10 protein-coding genes are annotated in these 12476 nt (G+C 57.7%); 6 read left to right on the top strand and 4 right to left on the bottom strand.

The window, feature by feature from the left end; genetic code table 11:
- Nucleotide 1: 1 nt before the first annotated feature.
- Both SH661x_RS16715 and SH661x_RS16710 read right to left on the bottom strand, forming a co-directional pair.
- A complete protein-coding gene (locus SH661x_RS16715; RefSeq protein WP_437223755.1) occupies nt 2-1771 on the bottom strand; it encodes a tetratricopeptide repeat protein in 1770 nt (589 codons plus the stop codon).
- 447 nt (nt 1772-2218) lie between these two features.
- Nucleotides 2219-3712 (bottom strand): serine/threonine-protein kinase, encoded by a 1494-nt coding sequence (locus SH661x_RS16710; RefSeq protein ID WP_437223753.1) that lies wholly within the window; start codon nt 3710-3712, stop codon nt 2219-2221.
- 638 nt (nt 3713-4350) lie between these two features.
- Here SH661x_RS16710 and panD point away from each other — a divergent pair.
- Complete coding sequence (gene panD, locus SH661x_RS16705) at nt 4351-4722, top strand: aspartate 1-decarboxylase (protein WP_437223751.1); 372 nt, start codon at nt 4351-4353, stop codon at nt 4720-4722.
- A gap of 24 nt (nt 4723-4746) precedes the next feature.
- Here panD and SH661x_RS16700 read toward each other — a convergent pair whose 3' ends face one another.
- A complete protein-coding gene (locus SH661x_RS16700; RefSeq protein ID WP_437223748.1) occupies nt 4747-5214 on the bottom strand; it encodes a universal stress protein in 468 nt (155 codons plus the stop codon).
- A 185-nt stretch (nt 5215-5399) separates the two neighbouring features.
- On the opposite strand from SH661x_RS16700, the gene SH661x_RS16695 reads away from it, so the two are divergent.
- Nucleotides 5400-5894, top strand: a complete 495-nt coding sequence (locus SH661x_RS16695; RefSeq protein WP_437223746.1) for a hypothetical protein — start codon at nt 5400-5402, stop codon at nt 5892-5894.
- A 398-nt stretch (nt 5895-6292) separates the two neighbouring features.
- Nucleotides 6293-7960, top strand: coding sequence for a sigma-70 family RNA polymerase sigma factor (locus SH661x_RS16690; protein WP_437223743.1), 1668 nt, complete (start codon nt 6293-6295; stop codon nt 7958-7960).
- Nucleotides 7961-8142: 182 nt separating this feature from the next.
- On the opposite strand, the gene SH661x_RS16685 is transcribed toward SH661x_RS16690, so the two are convergent.
- Nucleotides 8143-9420: a putative sensor domain DACNV-containing protein gene (locus tag SH661x_RS16685; RefSeq protein ID WP_437223741.1), complete on the bottom strand. Its 1278-nt coding sequence runs from the start codon at nt 9418-9420 to the stop codon at nt 8143-8145.
- Between the two features lie 232 nt (nt 9421-9652).
- On the opposite strand from SH661x_RS16685, the gene SH661x_RS16680 reads away from it, so the two are divergent.
- From SH661x_RS16680 to SH661x_RS16670, 3 genes are all read left to right on the top strand, one after another.
- Entirely contained in the window at nt 9653-10537 is an 885-nt protein-coding gene (locus SH661x_RS16680) for a bestrophin family ion channel (RefSeq protein ID WP_437223738.1), read from the top strand.
- A gap of 19 nt (nt 10538-10556) precedes the next feature.
- Complete coding sequence (locus SH661x_RS16675) at nt 10557-10919, top strand: cupin domain-containing protein (RefSeq protein ID WP_437223735.1); 363 nt, start codon at nt 10557-10559, stop codon at nt 10917-10919.
- 61 nt (nt 10920-10980) lie between these two features.
- A complete protein-coding gene (locus SH661x_RS16670; RefSeq protein ID WP_437223732.1) occupies nt 10981-12324 on the top strand; it encodes a (Fe-S)-binding protein in 1344 nt (447 codons plus the stop codon).
- The last annotated feature ends 152 nt before the right edge of the window (nt 12325-12476 follow it).

The raw sequence follows: 12476 nt of genomic DNA, 5'->3' as shown, positions 1-12476 counted from the left end.
ATCAGTAGTCTTCGGGCGGTCGACGCGACAGGTCTTCGAGGGGAAGGGCAGCTGAGGCACTTTTGCCGGGCATGTTAGGGATCGCTGCGGCATCAGGGGTTGGCTTGGCAGCCCGGACTCGAACCGCTCCGCTGCTGTGGCTGGCTTCGCGAACTCGCAGTGCAAATGTATCTTCTCCGACCCGGATGCTGGAGATCCGCATCGATGCCGGTGTTCCGGCGGATGATCCCAGAGCCACGGACGGGAGTCCCGCTTTCGCATCCAGTTGATCCCCCAGCGACAGCCGGACGATGGTCTCGTCGGGATAGGTCAGCACCAGTTGCAGGTCTTTCTTCCGGGAATTCTGTGACAGCGAAAAAGACCGTTCGGAAGAGGTCGCGAACTTCAGGTCGTGATAGCCCTTTCCATTGGCAACCTGCGGATCCGGCAGGCGTTTGCCATCCTGCCAGGCTTCCACGCGGGCCAGATGCAACTGCCAGGCATTCCCGACCCGCACCAGCATCTGATCAGCCCCCAGTCCCGATTTCGGATACGCTTCAATCGAAGCGAGAATGTTATTGACCACGAGTGGCGGGGCCTGCTCCACGCCCACCAGTGCCGCACATCGCAGTAATACCGGAGCAGGCAGGTGAGCCACGGCTTTGGGGTCGTTCATCATTGCCAGCAGCTTCTTCTCATCGCGTGAGAAATAGTACAGCGACGCCAGGAACACGTGGCTTTGAGCCTGCTCCAGATCGACGTCCAGATTCCGCAGAATCGCATCTTCGGCATCTGCAATCTGTCCGCGCCGTTGCAGCACGCGGGCTGCCATCAGATTGGCTTCCCACACGTCAGTCGAGTACTCCAAAGACTTTTTCGCGGATGCAATCGCGCGTTCATCCCCCATGTAATCCTGGATGGCGGCCTGATTGGCCATGGCTGTGGCGAGTAGTTCGTCTTTGCGGAAGTAGCCGACCCCCAGGCTTTCCAGCCGCGAGTACATGGCAATCGCTTCAGTCAGATTCCCCAGTTCCTGCTGGGTCCGCCCGACGTAATACCAGTAGGGGGGATACGCCTCCATGAACGGTTCCATGCGGCGCAGCACCCGCAGGCGGACTTCCGGGTCCTTCTCCTGCATGGCGATTTCAAGTTGATCCAGATCGTCTCCGCGAACCAGCCAGCGGTCGGGAATGTTTTTCTTGCGGGCCAGTTTCCAGAACGTGTCGAGGAACTGGCTGGAACGCTGGACCACGGTCGTCACGCGGGTCTTTTCGATCTTGTGAAGTTCAGAATCGCGGCGAAAGACGTTGTTTCGATAGTCCCACCAGCTGTTCGCCCCGGTCCTGACCGCGCTGCCGAACTGGGCAGTCATCAGGTCGGTTCCGAATGCGACCGCATCCCAGGTGATCTGCCGCCGGACGGTCGATTTGTGGCTGACATCGAGCATTCCGCGTTCTTTCTCCGCCAGACCGATCTGGGCGATTTCGTCGAGCACGGCGGTATAAAGAGCGATCACTTCGGGATCATCGACCTGACCGAGGTTCAGGTTGTTCAGGATCTTCTCCTGCTCTTCCAGCAGAACATCCTCCGTCTGAGTCTTGCGGATGCGATGGAAGGAGGCCCGGCAATAGTTCAGGGCAACCGCTGTGGAACGGGAATTCTGCAGGGTCTCCTCGGTCTGGGCGACAGTCGCCCCGGCCGGCTCTGTTGTCTGAGCGTCCGCAATTCCCATCATCAAGGATGAAAGGAGAGCCCAGGACGAAACGATGCGGGAGAGTTGAGAGCGAAGCATGGCAGGTCAATCACATCGGGTATGGCAGGGAAGATGGATCCCGGACACATCTAATTTACGCGCCCGGGGACTGAGCTGCAGAAAAGGAATTGCAGTTCACGTGCCTATCCCGGGAAATGCGATTGACATAACGGTCAGTGAAACTCTGAGAGGGCAATAAATCTTGCCCCGCTTACCAGACCCGCCGAACCCGTGAATTGAGCGATCGCTGGAATGTTCGTGATGTCGAGGACTTCAAGCGTTTTTTCAGCTTCCCGCCCGGAGTCCCGCGTTTCTTCAGCGAAGTTCAAGAGATTCCCGGTTTCGTGCAAGAATTGCAGCGGGTTCTTGAACTTCTGTCCTTCGGCGGCGCTTTAAGTTGGTGCACATCGGCAGATTCCGCCGAACGGGAGGGGGCTCACTTGCGGAGATTACTTCACTCGAAGGAGTCGCTGAATGTCTTGAAACCTATCTCGGCCGGGCAGCGTCGAGGCCGACTTTATCCGCCAACAGACCGTAAACGTACGGGACCGCGAAATAGAGACCTGCTCCGACGGCAACGATCACTGCCAGCCAGATCATGAGCCCGACAATTCCCAGTGTGCCGTCCATCATGCGTCGCAATGAATGCCAGATCCAACGGCGGTCGTACTGCTTTGCCAGCTTCTCGTACTGGGCAGCGAGATTGGTATCCCGGGCGTTGCTGTGACGACGGGCCAGCATCTTCCGGGCTTCGGACTCGAAAACAGGAATCTGTGCGAGTGGGATAAACGGTCCTTTGGCGTGCTGGCTCGCCTGAGCTTTTTCATTGAAGCGATCGGACTTCATCGACTGCATGATGGCTGGGACGGCCATCTGTGCGACTTTCACCTTTCCATTCTCCTCGTACCGCACAAACCACTGGACGTCCGCGCCGGGAAGTGAGGTGCCGGGAGTTTTGGTCGCTTTTGGAGCAGGGGCCGCCGCAGGCGTTTGAGCGCCGCGGGCCGGGATCGGCATGGTCCGATTGCCCATGCCGGTGCCGGTGACCATGGAAGGAGAAGACCGCCTGCGGATCGCGGTTCGCTGGTCCTCAGCGATGAATGAGAGTGATTCGCCAGCCAGGCCTAGAGATTCCAGGTCGTTGATGAACTCCTCGCAGGTCTGGTAGCGACTCTTCAGGTCGTGTGCCATGGCCTTGTCGATCATCAGGGAGAGGCGTTCCGGAATTCCGGGGACAACCCGATGAGCGGCAGTGAACTGGCCTTTTTCCTTGTTGGTGATCAGCTCGACGAGTGATCCGCCGGCGAACGGAGTTTTGCCCGTCAGGAAATGATACAGGGTGCAGCCGAGGGCGTAGACGTCACACCGTCGGTCGACATGCTTGGCATTTCGAGCCTGTTCCGGGGCCATGTAATGCGGAGTTCCCAGTCCGGCGCCGCTCTGCGTGAGCGAGAGTTCCGTTTCATCCACCGCTTTGGCGAGCCCGAGGTCGGAGAGTTTCACCATCCCTTTTTTCGTGACGAGAATGTTGTCCGGCTTCACGTCACGGTGAATCATGTTCAGTTCGTGGGCGTAGTGCAGCGCCTCTCCGATCATGATCGTGACCAGGAGGGCATCGGCGACCGAAAGCTGCTTTTGCTGATTCAGCCAGTCCTGCATGCTCCGGCCGTCAATCAACTCCATCGCGACGAAGTTCAGCCCCTTATCCTGATCGACCGCATAGCAGCGGACGACGTTGGGGTGATCGATCTTCGCCATCGAGCGGGCTTCGCGGACAAACCGTTCGACGAAGCCAGGCTTGGCTGCCAGTTCCTTGGCCATCACCTTTAAAGCACAGTCCCGGTCGAGGCTGATCTGGTGGGCGAGGTACACCGCACCCATCCCTCCCTGGCCGAGCTTCTTCTTGAGCTCGAAGTCACCCAGAACCGTGTTCTTTTTCTGAGTTTCTGAATTCGGGACTTCGGTTTTTTCGACGGACATCGAAGACTCCTTGTCGAGTCGCCGCCTGAAAGATCAGTGAAAAAGAAATTGCGGCGAAGTGCACTGGAGGGCCAACCAAATCACGCAACAGCGGAATCGGAACACCGGAGAAGAAAAAGAATGAAAGAAAATGAACAGATCCCGTTGTCGCCGTAGATTATGCCGATCCGAAAGGCCAGACGCCATCCCGAGATGATGAAATCCGGGGCTTTCGCGGGCCCGATTCTGTTCGATGTGAAAGGCGGTGTTGCGGCTGCGAACTCCTGATCGAACATGCGAAGATATTGTCGCGCAGAGACGCAGAGACCCGGAGAACGATGGAGGTGATGCGACTGAACGCTCGTGGGGGGGTTCTCTTCCTCCTCTGCGTTTCCGCGTCTCTGCGCGAGACTCATTGCGTGCGGCTCACATCGCTGGAATCACGCGATCTTCCTAAGAACTTCCCGCGAGGCGCGACCAGATGAGGTGAATCTGGAATCAGTGCAGTTTGCTCGACCGACTCCAGGCGATTCAGGCGTTTTTCCACAGCAGACCACTTTATCTCTTGCGGAATGCTGAAAACTATTTCAGAAATTGCTCTAATTGAGCAGGTCTCTCCCTGTTCCAATCCTTGAAAACTTGCCGAAACGCTCGCCCGAATGCTCCTGCGACTGCTCAAATCGAAACTTCATCTGGCAGCTGTGACCCAGACCGCTCTGAATTATCACGGCAGCATCACTGTCGATCGCGATCTGATGGACGCTGTCGGCCTGATCCCTTATGAGCAGGTGCTGGTCGCCAACAGTTCCAATGGAGCCCGCGGCGAGACATACGTCATTGAAGGGGAACGGGGCTCGGGGGCGATTCAGATGAACGGCGCTCTGGCCCGTCTGGCCCACACCGGCGATCGCGTGATTATCATGTCCTTCGCCTTCGCGACCCCGGAAGAAGCGACGGCCCATCGCCCGAAAGTCGCCATTCTGAACGACAAGAACCGGATCATCGAGCAGTTCGAAGGCGAGATTTCCTGATCTCGACTGTCTCACTCGTGCGGTTCAGGGCATCACGAATCCGTGTCCTTCGGGGCGGACCGTCAGGACCGGGCAGGGTGACTTGCGGACAATCTTCTCTGCGACGCTCCCCATCAGCACGTGCGCCAGTCCGGATCGCCCGTGCGTGCCGATCACGATCATGTCGATCGACTGTTCGCGCGCATAGCGGACAATCTCGAGAAACGGGACGCCGGCCACGACTTCGCGGATAATCGACAGCTCGCCGCACATTTCCGCGGGAGGCAGACCGAGAATCGCCTTGCGGGCGGCTGTCTGCATTTCCACAACGTACGTCTCCGGAGGGGGAAACGTCATGCCCGGATCAGGAATCAGCGGATACAGGTCTTCCACCACATTGAGCAGGTGAAGCTGGGCAGAAAACCGCTGGGCCAGCTCGCAGCCATACCGTAAGGCACAATGACTGAAATCGCTGAAGTCCGTGGGGACAAGGATTTTCTTGAGCTGGATCATGGCTGTCCCGAATTTAGGTGTTCAAGGTGTCGGAAGGGAGAATCTCCCTTCTCCACAGCATACCACCTGACACTCCCGGAGGGAGTGTTGAAATGTGAGAGAAATTTGCCGGACGCTACCATCCCGGAGACCGGAAACCTATAAAACTGGCCGAGGAAAGAGCCACGTCACTCGAAGGAAACATCATGTCCGACCCCGTCATCACATTGTCCCGATGTCTGCACATTCTCGGAGCAATCGCACTGTTCGGGGGGGCGATCTTCACCCGGTACGTGCTGATGCCGGCTGCCAGCGAACTGCCGGAGAATGAACACGAGAAGCTGAAGAGTGCTGTGACGCGTCGGTGGAAAATGTTTGTCCACCTTGGTATCACGGTGATCTTCTTCTCCGGATTTTACAACTATCTGGTGGTGATGGCCCCCGCCCACAAGGGGGACGGTCGTTATCACATGCTGATGGGGATCAAAATCCTGCTGGCGATGGTGGTTTTCTTTATCGCTTCAGTCCTGCCAGGACGGATTCCCGCCTTCGCCCAGATGCGTCGTAACTCCAAGTTCTGGCTGGGGATCAGCATTCTGCTCTCCACGATCATCGTGGTGATTGCTGGGGTTCTGAAAGTGCGAGGAGTGCCCGCGCCGGTGGCTGAGAAAGCAGTTCCGGCGGCAACTGCAGCACAATAGCCGCGGTTCGCGCATTCGAACTGAACACAATTGTGTCCGCCCGACTCCGATTTAGCCAGCCCCCCAAGTGTCCGGGAAGTGAAAACTGGCCGTAAACCGCTGCGCAGTAGTGTGTTGCATATTCTTTGGCGAAATGTGCCCGGACTCGGCACGTCATCTGCAACTTTCTCTTCATACACGAATTGAATGTTTTTTTGAAAAACTTCATTCGCAGGCGAACTTCCGTTGATCGAAGGGCATCTTATTCGCGTTATTCACTCTGTCGGCAGTCAAATCCTTTCGAATTGACCCGGCGAGCAGGAAAGCGAGCCCTGAAAGAGACTTGTTTGCCCTGAATTCACGTCAATCACGCATTTTCGGGAACTCCCGTGGGTGCGAACACGTGGGAGGGACTTGCAATGATTAGTAAATATCGCCATCCGGTTCTCAAGCAACTCACAGAGCAGCAGAAGCGGTACGCGCCACTCGATAAACGGCTTGAGCAGATGGATCGGGCGGAAGTCCTCCTCAACGGACTCACCCCGGAATCCACCTTCCGGTATCCGGAGCTTTGCGAAGCGATTACCGGTTACCGTCCGGACAAATATCCGGATCTCATTATCGAAGCGAGCGATCTGCAGCATGACCTGCCGCTGTTCGTCGAGGAACTCTCCGCCAGCCTGGAAATGCCCGTGGAAAAAGCGGGCGAGCCGGTGCTGACGGTCGATGAGCTCAGCGAGCAGTTCAACGTGTCGACCAAGACTGTCGACCGCTGGCGGAAGCGGGGTCTCGTCAGCCGCAGGTTCAAATTCGGGAACCGTTCCCGGGTGGGATTCCTCCGATCCTCCGTGGACCGTTTCGTCAACGAGCACGGAACGGAGATCGACCGTGGTTCCCGGTTCACGCAACTGACCGAAGCGGAAAAGCTGGAGATTGTCATGAAAGCTCAACGACTGGCACGACATGGCGCCTGCCCTGCGGAAGTGGGAAAACGGCTCTCCCGGTGGTTCAATCGATCCCCGGAAACAATTCGTTACACGTTGCGGCAATACGATCAGGATCACCCGGAAAACGCGGTGTTCCCGACAGCGACCACTCCGCTGACTGACGATCGTAAGCATGAGATTTATCAGAAGTTTGCCGGCGGTATGTCGGCCGATGCCCTCGCGCAGGAATACTGCCGTACCCGCACGAGCGTGTATCGCATCGTCTCGGAAGTCCGGGCAGAAATGCTGCTGGATGCCCCAGTGGACTACATGGATAGTCCGGAATTCCACAAGCCAAATGCAGAGCAGGTCATCCTGGGACCGGCTCCGCATGTCGAGAAGAAGGGGGGAGCTGTCAAGGCGCCTCCCGGGCTGCCTCCGTACCTGGCAAGCCTGTATTCCGTTCCGCTGCTGACCCGCGAAGAGGAAGGTTATTACTTCCGCAAGATGAACTATCTCAAGTTCAAAGCGGCTCAGCTGCAGAAACGGATCGGCCCGCGGCGGCCTCGCACCAAGGAAATGGACGAAATCGAACAGCTGATCGAAAAGGCCGGGGAAGTGAAGAACTTCCTCATCCGCAGCAACCTGCGGCTGGTCGTTTCGATCGCCAAGCGACATATGAAGCCGACGACCAACTTTTTCGAAATGGTCAGCGACGGAAACATGTCTCTGATTCGTGCCATCGAGAAGTTCGACTACACGAAGGGAAACAAGTTTTCCACCTACGCCAGCTGGGCGATCATGAAGAACTATGCCCGGTCGATTCCGGCCGAGCACAAGCTTCTGGATCGCTACCGGACAGGGATCGATGAAGTGTTCCAGTTCTCCGAAGATGGACGAGGAAGCCAGTTCGCTGAAGAAGCTGTCAATACCCGGCAGCATCAGATGATTCTGTCGATCCTCGACAATCTCGATGAGCGGGAACGGGCGATCATTATGCACCGTTACGGACTGGAACGGGGAAGCGAACCCGAAACGCTGGAGCAGGTCGGGTCCCGGTTCAACGTGACCAAAGAGCGGATTCGCCAGATCGAATCCCGGGCGATGCAGAAGATCCGCAAGATCGCTGAAGAAGAGAAGCTGGACATCCCCGGCGTGTAAGATAGGCCGGAACTCCAGCCGCAGTGAAATCCCCCGGAGCAACACGATCCGGGGGATTTTTTTTGAGTTGGGAATCCAGCGCAGACGAATCAGAGCACGACGCGTGAGCGAGTGCATGCTCGCTCAATACGACGAAATGCACTTGCTGACGCAGCGTGCTCCGGAAACTGGGAACTGCCGTATCAGGGCAAATACGGCCAGTAGGTCACTTTCTGGTGATGATTCGCCACAAAGCGAACCGCTCCATCCTGCGAGACCACCAGCGCGATCACGTCCGGCATCCCGCTGACGAGTCGATAGGCTGCGCGATGGCGTGTGCCCGAAGCGTCGGCGGGTTCGGCGATCGTGTGATTCGCTTCCAGGTCCAGCGCCCGGTGAATGATTGAAACGTGGGAGTCTCCCAGGATTTCGGCCCCGAATCCGATCACCCGGAAGGACCGGTCGAGGACCAGCGCACCGTCCACGCTCATGAAGTCTGCGAGAACATGGGCGAACTCCACCATGGCATCGTCGATATCCTGGACTTCCGCATCCATGATTCTTTGATAGTCGCTCCAGGTGACGACAGCCAGTCCGCGTGCCTGACCAATTGTTGTCAGTCGCTCGATGAGTCGGACGATGAGCTGACGAAACCGCCGCGTCCCTTCATCCTGCTGAAAGAAAACGCGAAACCGGAACCAGCGGGAGGCAAGAGCTTCAGCGTCCTCCTGATCGCAGATGTACGTGAGCATCCCTCCGTGTCCACGGGTCCGGATCAGGCTGATGGCTCGTCGAATGACGCTTTGTGCCGTACTCTGCATGAATGTGTGGCAGATTTTGGCGGTTGATTGATGCGGACTGGATTCGAGGATCTTGACCAGCGCTTCCTTGACCGACTGAAACCGCTCCGGCAGCCACGCCGACAGAAAAGGATCGAAGCCGTCCCGGAGGAGGACCCCGCCGGAGGTTTCAAAAATCCGGATGTCTCCACTGGCAACGACCAGATGTCCGGGGCCGAGGATTTGAATCACCAGATTGGGGGGGAGAGGGAGTTCATCGGGGCGGCTTCCGGACACGCGGTTCACCCAGCGTGTTCCCGTGTTGATGATTCCCCAGAGTTTGAGTTCTCCATCTTCCGGGTCGATGTCCACCGCCAGCAAGGAGCGGTAGAAGCCGGCCGCTGCGGCCAGTTTTCGAATCTGATGGGCGCTGAGCGGGGTGGGGGTCTTGAACATCAGCGTCATCAGCTGATTGGTCCCCAGGCTGGGGAGTGACCGGAATTCCGCCGGGCTTCCGAGAATGACCCGGCAGCGGACCGGTTCACCCTCTTCCCGCAGCAGGCTGGCCTGATAGACAGCATCCAGCAGCTGGCGCAGGAGGGGCTCTGATGGAAGTTTCTCAGGATCGTAGCCGGAGGCCTTCCATCGCGCGCGGGTCTCGTCAGAAAGCTGCGTCGAATAAAGCGAATGCGATGTGTCCAAGTCGATTCAGATCCTCATTGAGCTTGATCGTCGAATTTCTCTGCCCGCCGCGGCAGCATCCTTCTCATGGGGTACGGCGAAGTCAACTGTCGGCAAAGACGTTTCTGCCTGATTTTTGGCCCCGCAGGCGGCGAACCCTGTCGCATCCAATAGATGTTGAGTTCGGTTTGCGATAATCTACCGCCGATCAGCGGTTTGCTGAAAGACATTTTTGATTGTCGGGAATTATCTCGTGACCACCCGCAGCGCCATGACTGACAAGGGAATTGTCAAGCCGATCGTCCATAGTCGCACGCTGCTGCACGTGGCCATCTATGCATTGTTGATGGGCGTTTACGCTGCCATTCCAGCGACGAAAGAGGTGACGCACTTTGCCAGCTACGGTGATCTCCCCGCGGAGGTTCACGCCGCACTGACGCTGGTTCTGGGATGGCTTCTTGTGTTCCGCACCAATGCCGCTTATTCCCGCTGGTGGGAGGCCCGGACTCTCTGGGGACAGCTGGTCAATGTGTCGAGAAACATTGCCATCAAGCTGAACTCTCTCGGGAACATCGCCCCCGGTGAACTGTCGGAAGCCCGGCGGCTGTTAATCGGTTTTCCTCCGATCCTCCGTGATCATCTGCGTCGGGAATACAACGCATCACTGGGTGAAAATCTGGTGCCGGATTCGTCAACGCTCGATCATCTGCCGTCGGAGCTGGTGCAGCGCCTGTATGTCCTGCTGAATCGCTGGCGGGCGAACGGTCAGATTAACGATTTCGATCTGCGTCTCATCGACGAAGATGCCGTGCTCCTGTTGAGCGTCTGCGGCGGCTGCGAACGAATTCGAAATACACGCATCGTGCGGTCTTACCGGGTGTTTGCCCGTCAGTGCGTCTTTCTGTTTCTGGCAACATTCCCCTGGGGAATCGCCAACGACTTCCGCTGGTGGACCATTCCGTTGACGATCATCACAGCTTACTTCATGCTGGGACTGGAGACCGTTGCCGAGCACGTTGAAGAACCGTTCGGGTATGATGAAGACGATCTCGATCTGGATGGGCTGTGCGACGCAATTTCGCGGAGCGTCAATCAGATTTTCGAACGACGTAACATCCTCAACGCCTGGCGCTCGTGAAGCAAGGTGAGTTCTCAACATGCCCCGATTGATCTCCCAGCCCACTGTGATCGAAGCTGCAGGCAACAAGCCGAAGCGGATCGAAGAGTTTATCGGCCGGGTGAATTCGCAGGACACCGGCATCAGCGTGGCCCGCATGAATTCCCCCGGTGGCTGGATTGAACCGGGCCAGCGGCCTGAGTTTCAAGAATTCACACTGGTCCTCGGCGGACTGCTGCGAGTCGAATATGAAGACGGATACATCGATGTGAAGGCGGGACAGGCGGTGGTCACGGAAGCAGGGGAGTGGGTCCGCTACAGTACCCCTGAGGAATCGGGAGCCGAGTACATCGCGGTCTGCCTGCCGGCATTCTCCCCGCAGACGGTCCATCGAGATGAATAGCAGAATATAAAGCATATCGAGCCCGCCTGATCAGCCTGCAGAGTCAACTGGAATCGAATTCATGTCTGAGATTGAAGTCAGTGTCAAAGACGCTCCCCTCGCTCCGCCAGCGACCTCGGCAAACATTCCGTACGAACGGTTTCTTGACTGCATTCACTGCGGGCTGTGTACCGCTTCCTGTCCCACATATCTCGAAACCGGGGATGAAAACAACAGTCCCCGCGGACGCATTTACCTGATGCGGGCGGTGACGGACGGCCGGCTCGAACAGACTCCGGCTGTCACCCGTCATCTGGATCTGTGCCTCGACTGCCGGAGCTGTGAGTCGGCGTGTCCGTCGGGTGTTCAATACGGTCGGCTCATCGAACCGTTCCGGGTGGCGATGCATCGACCTGCCCCCGGCAAGCGGGCTCGTCCCGACTGGTTTCGCAGCCTGATCCTGTATGGACTGTTCCCGTATGCCAAACGTCTGCGCTGGGCGCTGTGGCCGGCCCGGATCATGCAGCAGCTGAAGCTCGATCGACTCATTGAAAAAATGGGATTGAATGGACTGCTGCCGGAGAAACTGCAGCGGATGCAGAGACTGCTGCCGCAGTTGAAGAGTCGCGGTCCTGAGTTACCGGAGTTTCTTCCTGCGGAAGGCCCTCGCCGCGCGACAGTCGCCCTGTTCACTGGATGCGTCGCGGACGCCATGTTCCCGCATGTTAACCGCGACACTGCCCGCGTTCTGCAGAAGAACGGCTGCGACGTCATCATTCCGAAGACCCAGCAATGCTGTGGGGCGATCCACTACCACTCGGGCGCAGGCGAACCGGCACTGGCGACGGCACTGGCCAACGACAAGGCTTTCGACATCGACAAGATTGATGCCGTCATCGTCAATGTGGCGGGATGCGGATCGATGCTGAAGGACTACGGACACATGGCGGAAGAGCTGTGTCCGGAGAAGAAGCAAGTCGTCGACCGGTTGAGCAAGTTCGCCCAGAAGATTCAGGACGTGAACGAGTTTCTGGCGAAGCTGGGACCGGTCGCTCCGACGCACGCGGTTCCGGAACGAGTCACCTATCATGACGCCTGCCATCTCTGTCACGCGCAGCAGATTCGCACGCAGCCCCGGCAGCTGCTCGGAATGATTCCTGGACTGGAAGTTGTTCCGCTGGCGGAGTCGGAAATCTGTTGCGGAGCAGCGGGATCGTACAACCTGACCGAGCCGGAAATGGCCGATCGCCTCGGTCGCCGCAAGGTGAAGCACATCCTGGAAACAGGGGCGACTTCCGTTGTCTGTGCGAACGCCGGATGTTCGCTGCAGATTCAGGCGATGCTCCGTGAGGCGGGCCGCAGCGACATTTCCGTCGTCCACCCTGTCGAATTGCTGGAGCAGAGCTATACCGGCGAGAAGGGCTAAGGTTCTGCAGCGAATCTCAATGAAAGAAAAGAGCCTCGCGCAGAGACGCAGTGGCGCGGAGATGCAGTGATCGATCTCAAAAAACTCTGCGTCCCTGCGCCTCCGCGCGAGACTTCTGAATCATGACAAATGGACTTCAACTCTCTCTTGGA

It is taken from the genome of Planctomicrobium stercoris (assembly GCF_051465655.1).
GTDB lineage: Bacteria > Planctomycetota > Planctomycetia > Planctomycetales > Planctomycetaceae > Planctomicrobium.
Note: the sequence above shows the minus strand (reverse complement) of the source record. Positions and strands in the feature narration are given on the sequence as shown.